The organism is Saccharothrix espanaensis DSM 44229 (assembly GCF_000328705.1).
GTDB classification, from domain to species: domain Bacteria; phylum Actinomycetota; class Actinomycetes; order Mycobacteriales; family Pseudonocardiaceae; genus Actinosynnema; species Actinosynnema espanaense.
In genome coordinates, this window is the sequence record NC_019673.1 from 1,984,725 (window position 1) to 2,003,771 (window position 19,047).

Here is a 19,047-nt window from a genome sequence, read left to right on the forward strand (position 1 = left end):
GGGCGAGGACCGGACGGGTGCGTGGCCGCGGCGGAAGCGTGCTCAGCGGCGGCGCACCAGTTTCACCAGGCCCTTGAAGGTCTCCTCCAAGCCGGAGGAGAACGGGTTGTCGTTGACCAGGTAGGTCCACGTGGTGTTCGGTCGCTGCACGCCGGCCGCGGCCAGGTGGGCGCCCTCCTCGTCGATCTCCACCTTGGCGAAGGTCTCCTCCGCCTCGTCCCACGCGTCCGGCACGATCTTGTGGTAGGCCGGGATCGCCTCGCGGTGGAACTCGTCGAGCGGGTTCTGCCGCGCCAGCGCCCGCAGGTGGATGCCCTCGCGCAGGTCGGTGAGGAACGTCAGGTGGTCGCTCCACCGCTGGTCGAGGTGGTGCAGCGCGATCAGCCGGGCCGCCTCCACCAGCACCTCGCGGTCCAGCTCGGCCAGCTCCGCGGCCCGCTCGGGCTTGCGCTTCGCCAGCTCCTCCCACGCCTTGTCGGTGGTCAGCAGCTGGTCGCGGTACTCCAGCATCAGCGTGCGCTGGTGCTCGATCAGCTTGTTGTAGCGCCACGTGTTGCGGTGGATCTCCAGGTGCACGCCCTCGGCCACGCGCTGCCCGTGCTCGACGGCGTGCAGCGTGCCGGTGTCGACCACCCGGCCGTCGTCCTCGACCTCGGCGGGCTCGTCGTGGTCGGGCACGTACTGGGTGACCAGGTCGTCCTGCAACGAGGAGAAGAACACCGAGCCGCCGGGGTCGCCCTGCCGGCCGGCGCGACCGCGCAGCTGGTCGTCCAGCCGCGACGACGAGTGCCGGCCGGTGCCGATCACGTAGAGGCCGCCCAGTTCGGCGATCCGCTCGCGGTCGGTCGAGTCGTGCCCGCCGAGCCGGATGTCGGTGCCGCGGCCGGCCATCTGGGTGGACACGGTGACCCGCTCGAACGAGCCCGCGTCGGCGATGATCGAGGCTTCCTCGGCGTCGTTCTTCGCGTTGAGGACCACGCACTCCAGGCCGGCCTCGGCGAGCTTGCGGGACAGCCGCTCGGACTCGGCCACGTCCAGCGTGCCGACCAGGATCGGCCGGCCGGTCTCGTGGACGGCCTTGATCTCCGCGACGATGGCGGCTTCCTTGAGCTCCAGCGTCGTGTAGAGCCGGGGTGCCTCGTCCTCCCGGACGCACTCCACGTTCGCCGGGATGACCAGGACCTCGAGCTGGTAGAAGTCGCGCAGCTGCTCGGCCACGGCGACCGCGGTGCCGGTCATGCCGCACACCGTGGGGTAGCGGCTGAGCAGCGCCTGCACGGTGATCGAGTCGAGCACCTCGCCGGAGTCGGTGGTGGCCACCGCCTCCTTGGCCTCGACCGCCGCCTGCAGGCCGTCCGGCCAGCGCTGGAGCTTCGCGATCCGGCCGCGGGTGTCGTTGATCAGGTGGACCTTGCCGTCGCGGACGATGTAGTCGACGTCGCGGTGCAGCAGGACCTGGGCGTGCAGGGCGACGTTGACCTTGCTCAGCGTGGTCGACACGTGCTCGTCGGAGTACAGGTCGATGCCGCCCAGGGCGCGTTCGACCAGCTCGGAGCCCGCGCCGGTCAGGTAGACGTTGCGCTCCTCGTCGTCCACCTCGAAGTGCAGGTCGCGGCGCAGCCGCTTGACCAGGTCGGCGAGCGCCGGGTCGACCGCGGGGCCGGCGGTGGAGCCGGCCAGCACGAGCGGCACGCGGGCCTCGTCCACCAGCACCGAGTCGGCCTCGTCGACCAGGGCGACGCGCGGCGCGGGCACGATCCGGTCGACCTCGTCGGTGGCCAGCCGGTCGCGCAGCACGTCGAAGCCGAGTTCGGACACCGAGGCGTAGGTGACCTCGGCCTCGTAGGCGGAGCGGCGCTCCTCGGGCTTGCTGCTCTGGTTGAGCCAGCCGACGGACACGCCGAGCAGCTCGTACAGCGGGCCCATCCACTCGGCGTCGCGCTGGGCCAGGTAGTCGTTGACCGAGACCACGTGCACGTGGTCGCCGCGCAGCGCGAACCCGGCGGCGGCGATCGCGCCGGACAGCGTCTTGCCCTCACCGGTGGCCATCTCCACGACGTGGCCTTCGAGCAGGCCCAGCGCACCGAGGATCTGCACGTCGAACGGGCGCAGCCCGAGCGCGCGGTCCGCGGCCTCGCGCCCCAGCGCGCAGACCTCGACCAGCTCGGGGCGTCCGAAGTCGGACTTCTCCCGCAGTGCCGCCGCCGCCTCGGTCAGCTCCGCGTCGCTGAGCGCGCTCACGCGGTCCGCCTGCTCGTTCACCTCGACGAGCAGCTTGCGGTACGGCGTGAGGTCGGCGGAGCCGGGCTTCTGCGCGAACCGGCGCAGCCGCTGCTTGAACCGTCCCAGGAGAGTGGTCACGGCACCGCAACGTACGGCACGTCGGCAACGTTCCGCACGTCACCCGTTTGACTGTTCACGGTGGACAGCCCGTCTCTGTTGGCCGGTCCGGGTGGTGGATGCGCAGTGTGACACCAGAACTACGCCAGGTCGTCGCGGGTTCGCTCGGTCCGGTCGCGGCGCGGCCGGGGGTTCGGTCCGTTCGGTGCGGAGTTCCGGTTCGAAGTCAGAATGCCGGAGTTCGAGGTCCGGGGATCGAGGTCCGGGAATCAGGATGAGGGCGTTGTTGCGGAGCGTGAGGCGGCTAGGCCAGGAGTGTGTGATGGCAGTCACATAAGGTCGGATGTGCTTAGCGTTGTGCCAGGCGGAACCGATGCCCGGGGTGAGGCGTCCTTTGGGCAATTCCACTTCAGGACGTCGACCGCACTGCCCCACCCAGGAGGACCACCGTGGTGTTCAAGAGGATGTTGCGCGCGTTCGGAGTCGGCGGTCCGTCCGTGGACACGGTGCTGACCAACCCCAACGTGCGTCCCGGCGAGCTGCTCACCGGCGAGGTCCGCATCGCCGGCGGCGACCACCCCGCCGACATCGACGAGGTCAAGCTCGCGCTGGTCACCAGGGTCGAGGTGGAGAGCGGCGACAACGAGCACAACCGCAACGTCGAGTTCGCCCGAGCGGTCGTCGCCCGGAACGTCCAGGTCGGCCCCGGCCAGCGCCTCGCGCTGCCGTTCCAGTTCCCGGTGCCGCTGGAGACCCCGCTGACCGTCGTGCACGGCACCCCGCTGCACGGCATGACGATGGGCCTGCGCACGGAGCTGGAGGTGCGCGGCGCGGTCGACCCCGGCGACCTCGACCCGGTCGCCGTGCACCCGATCCGCTCCCAGGAGCACGTCCTCAACGCGTTCGGCGCGCTGGGCTTCCGGTTCACCCGCGCGGACTCCGAGCAGGGCCGCATCCACGGCGTGCCGCAGCAGCTGCCGTTCTACCAGGAGATCGAGTTCCTGCCCCCGCAGCAGTTCCTCGGCAAGATCAGCCAGATCGAGCTGACCTTCGTCGCCGACCCGCACCACCTGTACGTGGTGCTGGAGGCGGACCGGCGCGGCGGCCTGTTCCGGCAGGGCGGCGACACGTTCGGGCACTTCGCCATGTCGCACGATGAGGTGATCCGCACGGACTGGGCCGGGGTCCTGCACCAGTGGATGGACAAGGTCTCCGGAAGGCGATCTTCGCACGGTCACGGCCTGTAGGGAGACACGGCGGACACCGCGGCGGCCGCCACGCCGGTCGCCCCGGCGGTGGAATCGGTGCGGGTCGTGCCGTCGCAGGGGCTGCGGCCGGCGTGTTCGGTGCGATGATTGTCGGCGAGGCCCTCGGCGCGGTCGGGGACTTCTTCGAAGGCGACCTACCCGCAGGAGGCATCGTGGGCATCGGCGGCGTGATCAGCGCTCTTATCGTGGGTCTCATCATCGGGTTCCTGGGCAAACTCGTGGCACCGGGCAAGCAGGCCATCCCCATCTGGCTGACCATCGTGGTCGGCATCGTGGCGGCCTTCCTGGGCACGTTCGTGGCCCGCGCGCTCGGGGTCGACGACACGCCCGGCATCGACTGGATCGAGGTCATCGTGCAGGTGGCGCTCGCCGCGGTCGGCGTGAGCCTGGTGGCCGGGTTCTGGGGCAAGAGGCAAGTCCGCTAGTCCGCACCCTTCGGAGGGCCTTCCGGCGATTCGCTGGAAGGCCCTCCCGCCTTTCCCTATCCTGGCCGCGGTTCCCGCGCCGACAGGGGGAGAGCGTGGCCGATCCGGCAGGACTACTGGAAGATCCCGGCACCCGGGTCGTCGTGGTGGCCACCGCGCGGCACGTGGCCGGCTCACTGCTCCCGGACGTGCCGTCCGCCGAGACCACCGCCCGCGAACTGGCCCGCGTCTACACCGAGCGCTGCGGTGCCGCGGAGTCCGACGTGACCGTCCTGCTGGACCCGGCCGGGCCGCGGGAACTGGGCGAACGCCTGCTGGAGGCGGCGGAGGGGGCGACCGGCACGCTGCTGGTGCACTTCGTCGGGCACGGCGTGGTCGGCCCGGACAACGACCTGCACCTGGCCTGCTTCGCCACCGACGACCCGTCGCGCGGCCTGGTCCAGCACCGGGCCCTGCGCTACGCGGAACTGCGCGATGTGCTGGAGCGCTGCCCGGCCCGGTCCGTGCTGCTGGTCCTGGACTGCTGCTTCGCCGGCCGCGCGGGCGGGGTGGACCCGGTGCGCCGCTCGCTGGCCGAGTCGGTGCGCGACGGCGTCTACCAGCTGGCGTCGGCCGGGGCGGACGAGTCGGCGTGGGCACCGCCGGGCAGCCCGCTCACCGCGTTCTCCGGCGAGCTGGTCGGGCTGCTCGACGGCGGCGACCCGCTCGGGCCGCCGGTGCTCACCCTGGAGCACGTCTTCGAGGAGCTGTCCGGCCGGCTCACCGAGCGCGGCTACCCGCGTCCCCTGAGGTACGCGACGGGCGCCTCGCCGCAGTGGCGGCTCGCGCCCAACCCGGCGTGGCGCGCGCCCCGGTCGGCCGAGCGGACGACCGGCGACCGGCCGCCGTACCGGGGGTTGGCGTACTTCCGGCGGGAGGACGCCGGGTACTTCTTCGGCCGCGACGAGCTGACCCGCCACCTGGTGGAGCGGGTCGGCGAGGACGGGCCGCTGCTGGTGCTCGGACCGTCCGGGGTGGGCAAGTCCTCGGTGCTGCGGGCCGGCCTGGCGGCGTCGCTGGAACGGTTGCCGGGCTGGGCGTGCCGGGTGGTGACGCCGGGTTCGGACCCGTTCGGGCCGCTCGCGCGGTGGCTGTCGGACCGGGGCCAGGGCCCGGCGGCCGAGCTGCGCGGCGCGCTGCGGGCCGATCCCGACGCGCTGGCCGTGCGGCTGCGCACCGAGGCCCGCGCGGCCGGCGAGCGGGTGGTGCTGGTGGTGGACCAGTTCGAGGAGCTGTTCACCGCGGTCGCCGACGAGGAGGTGCGGCAGGACTACGTGCGGGCGCTGGTCCGCGCGGCGCGGTCCCGCACCCCGGTGGTGCTGGGCGTGCGCGCCGGGTACTTCGGCCACTGCGCGCGCTACCCGGAGCTGCTGCCCACCCTGGGCCGCCCGGTGGTCGTGCCGCCGATGACCGAGGCGCAGCTGCGGGACGTGATCGCCGAACCCGCCCGCAAGGCCGGGCTGGAGCTGGAACCCGGCCTGGTGGAACGGCTGCTGACCGACCTGGGCGACCGGCCGGGCACGCTGCCGCTGCTGTCCCACGCGCTGCTCAAGACGTGGGAGGAGCGCGACGGCGACCGGCTCGGCCTGGCCGGCTACCAGCAGACCGGCGGCATCCAGCGGGCCGTGGCGCGCACGGCGGACGCCGTCTACGACGCCCTGGAGCCCGACCAGCGGGACGTGGCCCGGCGGTTGCTGCTGAACCTGGTGCGCATCGGCGACACCGACGAGCTGCGCCGGCGCGTCCCGCACGCCGACCTGGTGGCCGACGATCGGGCCCAGCCGGTGCTGGAGGCGTTCGTGAAGGCCCGGCTGGTCAACGTCGACCAGGACGCGGTGGAGATCGCGCACGAGGCGTTGCTGCGCGCGTGGCCGCTGCTGCGCGGCTGGATCGCGGCGGACCGGGCCGGGCTGCTGGTGCGCCAGCAGTTGGCCGAGGCGGCGGCGAACTGGCAGCGGCACGACCGCGACCCGGAGTTCCTCTACCGGGGCGGGCGGCTGGCCGAGGTCGGCGCGTGGCAGCGGGAGCGGCCCGACGCGGTGGGCGCGGCCGAGGCGGAGTTCCTGGCCGCGAGCACGCGCCGGCGGCGCACCGAGTCGCGGCGGCGCAAGGCCGGGGTCGCCGTGCTGCTGGTGCTGCTGGTGCTCGCCGCGTCCGCCGCGGTGTACGCGACCGGCCAGCAGCGCGAAGCCGCCCGGCAACAGGAATCCGCCGAGTCGAGCCGCAACACGGCGCTGTCGCTGCTCGTCGCCCGCACGTCGGAGGACGTCCGGCACACCGACCCGACGCTGGCGATGCGGCTGGGCGTCGCGGCGTACCGGACCGCGCCCACGGCGGACGCCCGCAGCGCGTTGCTCAGCTCGGTGACCATCCCGGTGCCGGCGGTGGTGTCCGGGCACGCCGGCGCGGTCGACGGCGTCGCGTTCGACCCGGTGTCCGGTGTGCTGGTGACCGGGTCGGAGGACAACGAGGGCCTGCTGTGGGACGTCGAGACCGACCCGCGCCGGCCGCGCCGGCTCGGTGCCCTGGAAGGACATCGCGGCTACATCTACGACGTGGCGGTGAGCCCCCGGGGCGGGGTGGCGGCGACCGCCTCCAACGACCGGACCGGGAAGCTGTGGGACATCAGCGATCCGCGCGAGCCGAAGCCGATCGCCGACCTGGACGAGCACACCGACGCGGTGCGCGGTGTCACGTTCAGCCCGGACGGGCAGCTCGTGGCGACCGGCTCGGCCGACGGCACGGCCCGGCTGTGGGACGCGCGGACCGGGGCAGCCCGCGGCGAGCTGCGCGGTCACCGGGAGTCGGTGCGCGGACTGGTGTTCGCCGGTACGGTGCTGGCCACCACCTCCGCCGACGACACGGTGAAGCTGTGGCAGACCGCGGACCCGGACAACCCGGTGGAACTGTCCACTGTGGAAGGTCATGGCGATACTGTCCGGCAGGTCGCGTTCAGCTCCGGCGGACGGCTGATGGCCACCGCGTCCAACGACCGCACGGTGCGGCTGTGGGACGTGGAAGACCTCGGGGAGCCCCGGCTGCGCTCGAAGCTCGAAGGGCACGGCGACGTCGTGCGCGGGGTGGCGTTCAGCCAGGACGGCACGATCGTCGCCACCGCGTCGGCGGACAAGACCACCCGGCTGTGGGACGTCCGCGACCCGGAGCACCCGGCCGTGGTGACCACCCTGGCGGGGCACACCAACGCGGTGAACGCGGTCGCGTTCGGCCGGGACGGCCGCACGCTGGCGACCGCGTCGGCGGACCACACGGTGAAGCTGTGGGACGTGGGCGACCCGAGCCACCCGGCGTCGCTGCTGCCGGCGCTGAGCGGCCACCGGTCCACCGTGCGCGGGGTGGCGTTCAGCCCGGACCGGCGGATCCTGGCGACCGCCTCGGAGGACGGGGTGGCGCGGCTGTGGGACGTGTCCGCGCCGGGTCGCCCGGTGCTCAAGTCGGAACGGGCCGGGCACGACCGGACGGTGAACTCGGTCGCGTTCAGCTCCGACGGCGGGCTGCTGGTGACCGGGTCGGACGACCGGACGGCGCGGCTGTGGGACGTGGGCGACCCGGCGAACCCGGTCGCCCTGGGCGTGCTGGAGGGGCACCGGGACGGCGTCGAAGCGGCGGTGTTCAACCCGGACGGGACGGTCGTGGCGACCGTCTCCGGCGACGGGACGGCGCGGCTGTGGGACGTGCGCTACCCGCGTCAGGTCAACTACCTCGCGCCGCTGGAAGGCCACGACAGCTACGTGTTCGCGGTCGCGTTCAGCCCGGACGGGCAGACCTTGGCGACCGGGTCGGAAGACCGCACGGCGAAGCTGTGGAACGTGACCGACCCGCGCCGGCCGGTGCTGCGATCGGACGTCAAGGGCTTCAGCGGGCCGGTCAACGGGGTCGCGTTCAGCCCGGACGGCACGGTGCTGGCGGCGGCCTCGACCGACCAGACGGCCCGGCTGACCGATGTCGCCGACCTGTCCCGACCGGTCGAGCTGGCGAAGCTGGAGGGGCACATCGCCCCGGTGTACGCGGTGGCGTTCGGGCCGGGCGGCAAGACCCTGGCCACCGGGGCCGACGACCGCACCGCCAAGATCTGGGACGTCACCGACCCGCGCCGGCCGCGCGACACCGCGACCCTGATCGGGCACGGCGGGCCGGTGTACGCGGTGGCGTTCGGCGATGGCGTGCTGGCGACCGGGTCGTGGGACCGCACGGCGCAGTTGTGGCACACCGACGAACAGCGGGTGAAGACCCTGGTGTGCGCGGCGGTCGGGGCCGGGGACCAGGGGTGGTCACGGGTCCTGCCGGACGTGCCGGTGCAACCGTCGTGCCCCGAGTGATGGTTTTGGTTTTCTGGCTTGTTGGTGACTTGTGCGGAGGGGCGGGCGATGAGTTCTGCGGAGGGGCGGGCAGATGAGTTCGGGGAGGGGCGGGTCGATGGATCTTGAGCTGACTGCGGACGCGGCGGACGACCTGCGCGACCTGCACCGGGCGTTGACGGGGGAGGCGGAGTTGCGCGGTCGGGTGCGGCTGCGGTCGCGTCCGCCGGAACCGGGTGCGCTGGGGCCGGTGGTCGAGGCGGTGGAGGTCGCGCTCGCGCCCGGCGGCGCGTTGACCGTGGTGGCGGGGGCGGTCCTGGTGTGGCTGCGGCACCGGCGTGGCACCGTGAAGGTCAAGGTGACCCGCGGGAAGTCCACCGTGGAGGTGACCGCGCAGCGGGTCCGTGAGCTCGACCCGGCGGCGGTGCGCGACCTCACCACCGAGATCGTGGCCGCGTTGGACGGGAAGAGGCAGCTCGAGGGTGGCGATCGGCCGGCTTGAGCGGATCTGGCCAGCGTCGACCGAGCGGGATCGGGGGAGGGGAGCGGTGTCAGGTGCCGAGCATCCGGAGGACGAGGTCGGCGTAGAGCGCGCCGATGTCGGCCGGGGAGCGGCGGCCGCCGGGCTGGTACCAGCGGGCCACGTCGATGCAGAGCGAGAGGACCGCCAAGGTCGCGCCGCGCGCGTCGAGGACGTGGAAGACGCCCGCCGCGACGCCGTCCTCGATCATCCGCCGGACGGTGTCCTCGATGCGCCTGCGCAGGACGACCACCTCGGCGAAGTGCTCGGGGGTGAGCGCGTTCAGCTCGTACTGCACGACGCGGGCGGTGGTGTGGTGCTCGGCGTGCCACGACGCGAACGCCGACACCGCGGCGGCCATCCGCGCGGCCGGGTCCGGCTCGGGGGAGGTGAGGGAGGCGGCACTGCCTGCGGCCGGGGTGGTGGCTGGGGTGGCGGCCGAGGTGGCGGCCGAGGTGAGGACGTCGAGGGAAGCGGTGTGGCCGATCCGGGAGATCTGGAAGAGCAGGTCTTCCTTGGACCGGTAGTGGATGTAGACCGCGGCGGGGCTCATGCCGGCCTGCGCGGCGATGTCGCGGGTGGTGGTGGCGTGGTAGCCGCGCCCGGCGAACGCGGCGGCGGCCGCGACGAGCATCCGGCGGGCGGCCGGCGGGGTGATGTCGCTCCACGTCCGATCGAGCAGGTCGAACTCGTGGGCGGTCATTCGGGGCCTCCTTGACAAGGTCGGTCAGCCTATCGCAGGCTAAGCGCACGCTTAGCCCTAAGCAACCGCTTAGTACGGGAGGGTCCGGTGCGCCGCACGCTGTTCGAGGACGACCACGACGCGTTCCGCGAGACGGCGCGCGCGTTCGTCGACCGGACCATCCGACCGGGCTACGAGAGGTTCGTCGAGCAGCGTCACATCGACCGCGAGGTGTGGCTGGAGGCGGGCCGGCAGGGGCTGCTCGGCCTCGAAGTGCCCGAGGAGTACGGCGGCAGCGGCGCGGGCGACTACCGGTTCAACGCGGTGTTCGGCGAAGAGCTGTGCAAGGTCAGCGCGGGCGTCGCGAGCTGCCTGGGCATCCACGGCGACGTGGTCGCGCCCTACCTGGTCGACCTGTGCACCGAGGAGCAGAAGCGGCGGTGGCTGCCCCGGTTCTCCAGCGGGGAGCTGACCACCGGCATCGCCATGACCGAGCCGTCCGGCGGGTCCGACCTCGCGGCGCTGAGGTCCACGGCGGTGCGCGACGGGTCGGACTGGGTCCTCAACGGCTCCAAGACGTTCATCACCAACGGTTACTCGGCGGACCTGATCGTGGTCGCCGCGCGCACCAGCCCGGAGAAGAGGTCCAAGGGCATCACGCTGTTCGCGGTGGAGACCGGGATGCCGGGCTTCGAGCGCGGGCGCAAGCTGGAGAAGGTGGGCCAGCCCGAGTCGGACACCGCCGAGCTGTTCTTCCAGGACGTGCGGCTGCCGGCGGACAACGTGATCGGCGAGGTCGACCGCGGGTTCGTGCACATGATGGAGCGCCTGCCGCAGGAACGGCTGGGCGCCGCGATCTCCAACCTGGCGCACGCCCGGCAGATCCTGCTGGAGACCATCGAGTACGTGAAGGAGCGCAAGGCGTTCGGCCAGTCGATCGGGTCGTTCCAGCACAACAAGTTCACGCTCGCCGAGCTGGCCACGAAGGTCGACGTGACGCAGGCGTTCCTCGACCAGTGCACGCTGGCGCACACCGCGCGGGAGCTGACGGCGGTGGACGCGGCGAAGGCCAAGTACTGGAGCGCGGACGTGCAGAACGAGATCATCGACGCGTGCGTCCAGCTGCACGGCGGCTACGGCTACATGACCGAGTACCGCGTGGCCCGCGCGTGGATGGACGCCCGGGTGACCAGGATCTGGGCCGGCTCCAACGAGATCATGAAGGAACTGATCGGCCGGGACCTGGGTCTGTGATCGGGCTGGGCGTGGGTTTGTGATCGGCAGGGGTGGGCCGAGGTGCTCTGGAAGTCCTTTGTGGAGGGTGTAGTGGGTGTTCTTGACAGGTTCCGGTTGGACGGCCGAGTAGCGATCGTCACGGGCGCGTCGTCGGGGCTCGGCGTCGCGTTCGCCAAGGGGCTCGCGGAGGCCGGTGCCGACGTGGTGCTCGCGGCGCGCCGGGTCGAGCGGCTGGCGGAGACGGCGGCGCTGGTCGAGGCCACCGGTCGGCGGGCGTTGGTCGTGCGGGCGGATGTCTCCGTGCCCGAGGACTGTCACGAGGTGGCACGGGCGGCTGCGGAGTTCGGTGCGGTCGGGGTGCTGGTGAACAACGCCGGGGTGGCGTCGGCGGTGCCGGCGTCGCGGGAGACGCCGGAGCAGTTCCGGGCGGTGGTGGAGGTCAACCTCGGCGGTGCCTACTGGATGGCCCAGGCCGCGGCGGCGGTGATGACCGGCGGCGGGTCGATCGTCAACGTGTCCAGCGTGCTGGGGCTGGTGTCGGGAGGGTTGCCGCAGGCGGCCTACTCGGCGTCGAAGGCCGCGTTGCTGGGGCTGACGCGGGACCTGGCGCAGCAGTGGACCGGGCGCAAGGGCATTCGGGTGAACGCGTTGGCACCGGGGTACTTCGCCTCGGAGATGACCGACCAGTACCCGGAGGGCTACCTCGACGCGCACATCGCGCGGCTGCCGATGGGCCGGGTGGGTGATCCCGAGGAACTGGCCGCGGCAGTGGTGTTCCTCGCTTCGGACGCGGGCGGGTACGTGACCGGTGCGACGCTCGTGGTCGACGGTGGGGCGACGGTCGGCATGTAGTCCGGTGCGGGGCCGGTTTGTAACCTGACGGCTACCGGGTGCGACATATCCTGTGGGACAACCGCTCACCCGGGGGATGTCGTGGCCGAAGAGCCTGGCTTCAGGGTAGTCGAACCACCTCGTTCGGTATTTCGCCGCAAGCGCTTCCTGCTGCCGTTCGGGGTGGCGGTGGCGGTCGCGCTGGCCGGTGTGATCGCCCTGTTCGCCTCGGGCACGGTGGCGCTGCCCGTGCAGCAGGTCTTGGTGGTGCGCGGGATGATCGCGTCCAAGCGCGACTTCTTCCAGGACCCGGAGGTGAAGCGGCTGCTGATGGCGCACCGGATCCAGGTGCGGATGACACCGGTCGGGTCGCGCGAGCTGGTCGGCCGGCAGGACCTGGACGAGTTCGACTTCGTCTTCCCGTCGGGGCAGTCGTCGGTGGAGGTCGTGTACGAGCGGCGCAAGGGCAAGCCCGTCAACCCGTACCGTCCGTTCTTCACGCCGATCGTGCTGGCCACCTACGCGGAGTACGTGGCAGCGCTGGAGCAGGCCGGGGTGGTGCGTGAGCAGGCGGGGAGCGAAGGGCTCTACTACGACCTCTCGGTGCCCGCGCTGATCAAGGTGATGCAGGAGGGCAAGTTCTGGTCGGACTACGGGATGAGCAACAACAACCGGCTCATCGCGCAGATCCCGGACCCGTGCCGCACCTACTCGGGGTCGGCGTACCTGGGCATGCTGGCGTTCTCGCTCAACGGCAACCGGCCACCGACCGAGGAGGACACGGCGGTCCGGATCGCCCGTGGGATCAAGCCGCTGCTGGAGGTCGAGGGGCAGTACGGCGACGACCACGCCCCCAAGTTCCTGGCCCCGGACGGGCGGACGTTCGCGACGGTCGTGGTGGTCTACGAGCACCAGTTCCTGGCGCACCAGTTCGCCGTGCAGGACCGGACCGGGCAGCCGGACCGCACCCGCGTGCTGCTCTACCCCGAGGCGCAGCACGAGACCGCGCCGGAGCTGCTGGCGTTCACGCCTGCGGGCAGCCGGTTGGGCGAGCTGGTGTCGGAGAACCCCGCGCTGCGGCGGCGTGCGCTGGAACTGGGCTTCCGGGTGCTCGGGCCGAGCGGGGAGACCTCCCACTACGGCGCGCTGTCGGAGTACCTGCAACAGCGCGGGTTGCCCACGCCCACTAGCGGGGTCGGCGACACCGAGACGTGGATGCCCAACCGGCGGTTGCTGGAGAAGATGATTGTCGAGGTCGGTGGCTGCCCGTGAGGTGGCCGCTGCTCATGTTGGTGGTGGCGCTGGTCGGCGGGTGCACGTCCCAGCCGGAACCGGTGACGTTGATGGTGCTGGCAGGGGCGGAGCTCGCGGACCTCCGGCCGGTGCTGGCCGAGCTGCGCCGCGACACCGGGGTCGACCTGCGGCTGGACCACCGGGGGACCGTGCGGGCGAGCGCGGAGATCCGCGCCGGGGCCCGGCACGACCTGGCCTGGCTGTCGACCAGCCGGTACCTGAGGTTGGCGGGCGGGACGGTGCCGTTGGCCACGAGCGTGATGCTGTCGCCGGTGGTGGTCGGGGTGAAACCGGGGAAGGTGAAGGAGACCTCGCCGTCCTGGGCGTCTCTCGCTTCCGTTGCCGGGGTGGGGGAGTTGAAGTACTTGATGGCCGATCCGCGGGTCGCGGGGAGCGGGTTGGCCGCGTTGATCGGCGTGGCCACGGCCGCGGCCGGCACCGGGGCGGCGCTGAAGCCGGAAGATGTGCGGTGCGACAAGGTGCAGGGGTTCCTGGTGGGGCGCGCGGCGGTGACCGAAGCGGAGGACGTCGCCGAAGAGTATGTGCGGCAACAGGATCAGCTCGACGCGGTAGTGACGTATGAGTCGACGGTGTTGTCGCTCAACGCTTCCGGCCGGGTCCGTGAGCAGTTGGAGGTCGTGTACCCGCGCGACGGGATCGTGTTGGCGGACTACCCGGTCATGTTGTTGAAGCCGGAGAAGAGGGTTGCCTACGACCGCGTTGTGGGGTGGCTGCTGGGAGAACGCGGGCAACGGGCGTTGATGGGGACGTTCCGTCGGCCGGTGGACGCCGGGGTGGACAGGCCCGCCGCACTGCGGGCTGAGTTGGGGACCTCGTTGTACTTCCCGGGGTCCCAGGGAGTTGTGGACGCGTTGTTGGCGGCCTACGACCGGGCCGGAGAACCGGCGCGGGTGGTGTTCGTCCTGGACTACTCGACCTCGATGGCGGGGGAGCGGATCGACGGGCTGCGGGACGTGTTCGCCCGGTTGAGCGGGATCGGTGGTGGTGTCGGTAGTGGGGTCGCGGGGACGGGTGGGTTCGAGGGGTTTCGGGTGGGGGAGAGCATCACTGTGGTGAGGTTCGCCGGGTCGGTTCTGGCGGCGGACACGGTGGTGGTGCGGGGTGCGGCCGATCTTGTTTCCCTACAGGGGTTGTTGGCCGGAGAGTTGCAGGACGGCACTGCGGTGTGGTCGGCGCTGGACGTGGCGTACAGGGAGGCTGCGGGCGGGGTTGTCGTCGTCCTGACTGATGGCGAGAACAACGCGGGGATGACGGTGAACGAGTTGCTGGCGGCGTGGCCGAAGCCCGCTCGTACGTACGCCGTGCGGTTCGGGACGGCGGATCCGGTCGAGCTGGGGAGGGTGGCTGCGGCGTCCGGTGGCCGGGTGGTGGAAGCGGACGGCGTGGCGCTGGCGCAGGCGGTCAAGGACATTCGCGGTTGTTGAGGGGGTCCGGTGGAGGTCGACCGTTCGTTGTGGTGGTCGGTGTGGTGGCCGTGGGCTGTGGTGTGGCTGGTGACCGTGCTCGCCGTCGTAGTGGCGGGGGTCGTGGCGTTCGTGGCGTGGCGGGCGAGGTTCCGCTTCGCGCCGGTGCGCGAGGTGCCGGGGCTGACCCTGTACCTCAACGCGAAGTTCGTGATGGATCTCTACCAGGTCGGCGGCTTCGGCGACGCGCTGGTCAAGGAGGTCACCCACCGGGTCGGCGTGACCAAGGACGGGAAGGTGGCGTTCCCGGGGTTGCCGGACCTGGGAGCGGGCGTCGCCTACGACCGGCAGGTGGTGAAGACCTACCTGGAGCGCGCCGAACCGATCAGCGCGGTCGGCGTGCTGCTCGACGCGCTGGAGGCGGCGGGGAGCCTGGTGCACGTCGACCTCACCGAGCAGACGGTGGTGCGCAGCGCGGCGTTGGAACGTGCGGCGCAGGAGGGGCCGGTGTCGTTGCGCAAGGTGAAGGCGTACGTGTTGGTCAAGGGCGAGTTCTCGATCGAGGAGGAGCGGGACGGGGTCACGGTCCTGCTGGCGTCGGTGGGGGCGGACGGCGCGAAGGTGCGCGTGGAGTGCTTGGAAGGCGGCCTGGACGACGCCGTGCCGGAAGGGGTGTTCGACGCGGTGTGCCTGGGGCGGGTGCAGGCTTGGCGGGGAGACGCGGACGAGTTGCTCGTCCGTCCGATCGCGTTGTTCCAGTGACGGTCGTGGTGGGGCGCGGCGGCGTGGGGGTGGAGAGAGAGATTAAGCTCGGCGGATGGGCACTGTGCCGGAGCGGCTGATCGAAGCGGCCACGAGGTTGTTCGCCGACAAGGGCTTCGACCGGGTGGCGGTGCAGGAGATCGTCGACCTGGCGGGCGTCACCAAAGGCGCGATGTACCACTACTTCGGGTCCAAGGACGATCTGCTGCACGAGATCTACGGCAGCCTGCTGCGGATGCAGACCGAGCGGCTGGAGCTGATCGCCGCCGGGGACGGCGCGGTCGAGGAGCGGTTGCACTCGGCGGCGGTGGACGTCGTGGTGACGTCGGTGGAGAACTTCGACCAGGCGAAGGTGTACTTCCGGTCGGCCGACCAGCTCGCGGAGTCCCAGCGGATGGCCATGCGCGCCGAACGGCGCAGGTACCACGAGCGCTTCCGGTCGTTGGTGGAGGAGGGGCGCGATTCCGGGGTTTTCCGGAGTGATGTTCCTGCTGACCTGGTCGTGCACTACTTCTTCGGGTCTGTGCACCACCTGGGGGCCTGGTACCGGGAGGGTGGGGCGCTGTCCGCCAAGGACGTGGGGCGGCATTATGCGGACTTGTTGTTGGGGGCGTTGGTGGCGGGGGAGTGAAGTGGAAGTTCAAAGCGTCCTCGCCGGACGGGCGAGCCGCCAAGGATGACCAAGGGCGTGGGTCGTCGTGTCATCCCCGCATGGCCCGGTCGAAGACAACCACCCTTGGGTAGGTAGTGCAAGCGAAAAGCGTGCTTGCACTACCTACCCAAGCGCGGTTCGCTGGCGCGCGGGCCATACGGGGATGACACGACTTGTCGGGTGGGTGTGTGGCGGGTTTTGGTCAGGGGATGTAGAGGACTACCGTTTCGGCAACGCAGGCGGGTTTGGGGTGTCCTTCGATTTCTACCGTCACCTTGATTATGGCCTGTTTGCCTGGGGGGAAATCGGTTAGTTTGGTCAGTTCCGCGCCTGCTCGTACGCGGGACCCCACGGTTACCGGGGTGGGGAAGCGGACTTTGTTGAGGCCGTAGTTGACGCCCATGGAGAGGTTCTGGACCGTGTAGATGTCGCGGACCAGGCTGGGGATCAGGGAGAGGGTCAGGTAGCCGTGGGCCACGGGGGCTCCGAACGGGCCCGCTTTGGCTTTCTCCAGGTCCACGTGGATCCACTGGTGGTCGTCGGTGGCTTCGGCGAAGAGGTTGATCTCCCGCTGGGTGATCTCGTGCCACGAGCCGTGGCCCAGGTGTTCGCCCGTCGCCTCGCCCAGGGCGTCCAGGGTGGGGAAGGTGCGCATCGGGCTAGTCCTTCGGTCCGCCGGCGACGTAGATGACCTGGCCGGAGACGAAACCCGCGCCTTCGCCGGCCAGGAATGACGCCGTGTGGGCGATGTCCTCGGGCGTGCCCACCCGGCCCACCGGGATCATCATGGCCGCCGCTTTCTTGAAGTCCTCGAAGTCCGCGCCCACCCGGGCCGCGGTGGCGGCGGTCATGTCGGTGGCGATGAAGCCCGGGGCGATGGCGTTGACGGTGATGCCGAACTTGCCCAGTTCGATGGCCAGGGTCTTGGTGAAGCCCTGGATCCCCGCTTTCGCGGCCGCGTAGTTGGCCTGGCCCCGGTTTCCCAGGGCGCTGGTGCTGGACAGGTTGACGATCCGGCCCCACTTGGCTTCGGTCTGGAACTTCTGGACCGCGCGGCTCATCAGGAACGTGCCGCGCAGGTGCACGTTCATCACGGCGTCCCAGTCGTCGTTCGTCATCTTGAACAGCAGGTTGTCACGCAGGATGCCGGCGTTGTTCACCAGCACGGTGGGAGCGCCGAGTTCATCGGCCACCCGTTGCACGGCCCGGTCGACGGCGTCGCTGTCGCTCACGTCCACGCCCACGGCGAGGGCCTTGCCGCCCGCCGCGGTGATCGTGGCCACGGGTGCGGCGCAGCTCTCCTCGTCCAGGTCCAGCAGGGCCACGGCCAGGCCGTCCTGGGCGAGCCTCGTCGCCACGGCCGCGCCGATCCCTCGTGCGGCGCCGGTGACGATTGCCACGCGTGCGTCCACGGTGACCTCCAATGGGGGTGGTTGCTGAGCAAGCGCTTAGGGGTTGTCGGCGAAGTTACCGGGCTGGTCGGGTTGACGCCAGGGTCGGGGCAGAGCGACCATACCGACTGGTCGGAATGTGGGTCGGGAGGGGTGCGGGTGGAGTTCTTGGGCAAGGTCGCCCTGGTCACCGGGGGTGCCAACGGGATCGGGGCGGGGGTTGTCCGGCGGCTGGCGTCGTTGGGTGCGTCGGTGGTGGTCGCTGACGTGGACGTCGAGGGTGGGACGGCCGTCGCAGGGGAGGTGGGCGGCGTTTTTGTCGCTTGTGATGTTCGGCGTTCCGAGGCCAGCGACGCCGCGGTCGCTGCCTGTGTGTCGGCCTTCGGGCGGTTGGACTTCGTTGTCCTCAACGCGGGTGTTGCGACGGGTTTCGGGCTCGGGGACGACTTCGACGCCGAGCGCTATCGGAGCGTCATGGGGATCAACCTCGACGGCGTTGTCTACGGGGTCCACGCGGCGCTCCCCGAACTGCGCAAGCGGGGTGGGCAGATCGTGGTCACGGCGAGCATGGCCGGGCTGATGGCGATGCCGCTGGATCCCTTGTACGGGGCCAACAAGGCCGCTGTCGTGGCGTTGGTGCGGGCGCTGGGCCCGGTGCTGGCTCCGGACGGGGTGGCCGTCAACGCCGTGTGCCCCTCGTTCGCCGACACGGCGATCATCACCGGGTTCAAGTCGTTCCTGGAGGACTCGGGGATGCCGATCCTGAGCGTGGACGACGTCGTGGACGCCTACCTCGCCGTGTTGCGCGGCGGCGAAACCGGGCAATGCTGGTACGTGCAGGCGGGGCGGCCCAGCGAGCCGTTCCGGTTTCCCAATCCGCCCGGTCCGCGTGTCGAGGAAGGCTGAAACCGTTGCGTGCCATTCAGATCACCGAGTTCGGTGGGCCCGAGGTGTTGACCGAGGTCTCGTTGCCCGACCCCGTCGCGGGGGAGGGGGAGTTGCTGGTCGAGGTCAGTCGGGCCGGGCTGAACTACGCCGACACGCACCAGGCGGAGAACTCCTACCTGTCACGGATGCAGTTGCCGCTGGTGCCGGGCGGGGAGGTCGTCGGGCTCGTCGGTGGCGGGCGTCGGGTCGTCGCCTTGACCTCGTCCGGCGGGTACGCGGAGAAGGCCGCCGTGCCGGCCGCCACGGCGTTCGACGTGCCGGACGGGATCGACGACCTGACGGCGTTGAGCATGGTGGTGCAAGGGGCCACGGCCTGGTTGTTGTTGCGCAAGAGCGTCCACCTGGAGCCGGGTGAGAGCGTCGTGGTGCACGCCGGGGCCGGTGGGGTGGGGTCGATCGCCGTTCAGCTGGCCAAGAAGTGGGGTGCCGGGCGGGTCATCGCCACGGCGTCGTCCGCCGAGAAGCGCGCCTTGGCGACCGGGCTGGGGGCCGACGTGGTGGTCGACTCCACCGTCGGCGACATGACCGAAGCCTTGCGGGACGCCAACAACGGGCGTCGGGTCGACGTCGTGCTGGACATGACCGGGGGTGCGGTGACCGACCAGAGCGTGGCGGCGCTGGCACCGTTCGGCCGGCTCGCGTTCTATGGGATGGCCAGTCGGGAGCAGCCGTCCGCCGTCGCGTTGGCCGACCTGCTGTCGCACTCGACGGCGGTGGTCGGGATGTGGCTGCCGCACGCGTTCCGCTTGCCGGGACGGGTCGTCCACCGGGCCATGGGGGAGTTGTTCGACCTCGTGCTGGCCGGGGACCTGCGGGTCGTCGCCGGGGGCGAGTACGGGCTGTCCGAGGTGCGTCGGGCGCACGAGGACCTGCGGTCGCGGCGCACCACCGGGAAGTTGGTGCTGGACCCGTCGCGGTGA

Annotated in this window: 16 protein-coding genes; 12 read left to right on the forward strand and 4 right to left on the reverse strand. The window is 71.3% G+C overall.

Features of this window, described 5'->3' with window-relative positions; translation table 11 throughout:
• Positions 1–42: 42 nt before the first annotated feature.
• Positions 43–2,361 (reverse strand): accessory Sec system translocase SecA2, encoded by a 2,319-nt coding sequence (secA2, locus tag BN6_RS09455; protein WP_015099356.1) that lies wholly within the window; start codon positions 2,359–2,361, stop codon positions 43–45.
• Positions 2,362–2,789: 428 nt separating this feature from the next.
• On the opposite strand from secA2, the gene BN6_RS09460 reads away from it, so the two are divergent.
• The 4 genes from BN6_RS09460 (at position 2,790) to BN6_RS09475 (ending at position 8,890) form a co-directional block, all read left to right on the forward strand.
• Positions 2,790–3,587: a sporulation protein gene (locus BN6_RS09460; protein WP_015099357.1), complete on the forward strand. Its 798-nt coding sequence runs from the start codon at positions 2,790–2,792 to the stop codon at positions 3,585–3,587.
• A gap of 173 nt (positions 3,588–3,760) precedes the next feature.
• On the forward strand, positions 3,761–4,033 hold the full coding sequence (locus tag BN6_RS09465) for a GlsB/YeaQ/YmgE family stress response membrane protein (RefSeq protein ID WP_041316394.1): 273 nt from the start codon (positions 3,761–3,763) through the stop codon (positions 4,031–4,033).
• Positions 4,034–4,128: 95 nt separating this feature from the next.
• Positions 4,129–8,409, forward strand: coding sequence for a caspase, EACC1-associated type (locus tag BN6_RS09470; protein ID WP_015099359.1), 4,281 nt, complete (start codon positions 4,129–4,131; stop codon positions 8,407–8,409).
• 97 nt (positions 8,410–8,506) lie between these two features.
• Positions 8,507–8,890 carry an effector-associated constant component EACC1 gene (locus BN6_RS09475; RefSeq protein WP_015099360.1) on the forward strand — a complete coding sequence of 128 codons (384 nt, stop codon included), beginning with the start codon at positions 8,507–8,509 and terminating at the stop codon, positions 8,888–8,890.
• Positions 8,891–8,939: 49 nt separating this feature from the next.
• Here BN6_RS09475 and BN6_RS09480 read toward each other — a convergent pair whose 3' ends face one another.
• Positions 8,940–9,611 (reverse strand): TetR/AcrR family transcriptional regulator, encoded by a 672-nt coding sequence (locus tag BN6_RS09480; protein ID WP_015099361.1) that lies wholly within the window; start codon positions 9,609–9,611, stop codon positions 8,940–8,942.
• Positions 9,612–9,698: 87 nt separating this feature from the next.
• Between BN6_RS09480 and BN6_RS09485 the strand changes: the two genes are divergently transcribed.
• The 6 genes from BN6_RS09485 (at position 9,699) to BN6_RS09510 (ending at position 15,767) form a co-directional block, all read left to right on the forward strand.
• Positions 9,699–10,844: an acyl-CoA dehydrogenase family protein gene (locus BN6_RS09485; protein WP_015099362.1), complete on the forward strand. Its 1,146-nt coding sequence runs from the start codon at positions 9,699–9,701 to the stop codon at positions 10,842–10,844.
• Between the two features lie 72 nt (positions 10,845–10,916).
• A complete protein-coding gene (locus BN6_RS09490) occupies positions 10,917–11,678 on the forward strand; it encodes an SDR family NAD(P)-dependent oxidoreductase (RefSeq protein ID WP_015099363.1) in 762 nt (253 codons plus the stop codon).
• Between the two features lie 81 nt (positions 11,679–11,759).
• Positions 11,760–12,929, forward strand: a complete 1,170-nt coding sequence (locus BN6_RS09495; protein ID WP_015099364.1) for a hypothetical protein — start codon at positions 11,760–11,762, stop codon at positions 12,927–12,929.
• Positions 12,930–12,943: 14 nt separating this feature from the next.
• Positions 12,944–14,395: a vWA domain-containing protein gene (locus BN6_RS49505; protein WP_015099365.1), complete on the forward strand. Its 1,452-nt coding sequence runs from the start codon at positions 12,944–12,946 to the stop codon at positions 14,393–14,395.
• Between the two features lie 9 nt (positions 14,396–14,404).
• Positions 14,405–15,136, forward strand: a complete 732-nt coding sequence (locus tag BN6_RS09505) for a hypothetical protein (protein WP_015099366.1) — start codon at positions 14,405–14,407, stop codon at positions 15,134–15,136.
• Positions 15,137–15,191: 55 nt separating this feature from the next.
• Positions 15,192–15,767 (forward strand): TetR/AcrR family transcriptional regulator, encoded by a 576-nt coding sequence (locus tag BN6_RS09510; protein ID WP_015099367.1) that lies wholly within the window; start codon positions 15,192–15,194, stop codon positions 15,765–15,767.
• Positions 15,768–15,990: 223 nt separating this feature from the next.
• Here BN6_RS09510 and BN6_RS09515 read toward each other — a convergent pair whose 3' ends face one another.
• Both BN6_RS09515 and fabG read right to left on the reverse strand, forming a co-directional pair.
• The gene (locus tag BN6_RS09515; RefSeq protein ID WP_015099368.1) at positions 15,991–16,443 is read right to left on the reverse strand and encodes a MaoC family dehydratase; all 453 of its coding nucleotides are present in this window, start codon (positions 16,441–16,443) and stop codon (positions 15,991–15,993) included.
• Between the two features lie 4 nt (positions 16,444–16,447).
• Positions 16,448–17,200: a 3-oxoacyl-ACP reductase FabG gene (gene fabG, locus BN6_RS09520; RefSeq protein ID WP_015099369.1), complete on the reverse strand. Its 753-nt coding sequence runs from the start codon at positions 17,198–17,200 to the stop codon at positions 16,448–16,450.
• 21 nt (positions 17,201–17,221) lie between these two features.
• On the opposite strand from fabG, the gene BN6_RS09525 reads away from it, so the two are divergent.
• Both BN6_RS09525 and BN6_RS09530 read left to right on the forward strand, forming a co-directional pair.
• On the forward strand, positions 17,222–18,085 hold the full coding sequence (locus BN6_RS09525; RefSeq protein WP_231905163.1) for an SDR family NAD(P)-dependent oxidoreductase: 864 nt from the start codon (positions 17,222–17,224) through the stop codon (positions 18,083–18,085).
• 5 nt (positions 18,086–18,090) lie between these two features.
• Positions 18,091–19,047, forward strand: a complete 957-nt coding sequence (locus tag BN6_RS09530; RefSeq protein WP_041312395.1) for a quinone oxidoreductase family protein — start codon at positions 18,091–18,093, stop codon at positions 19,045–19,047.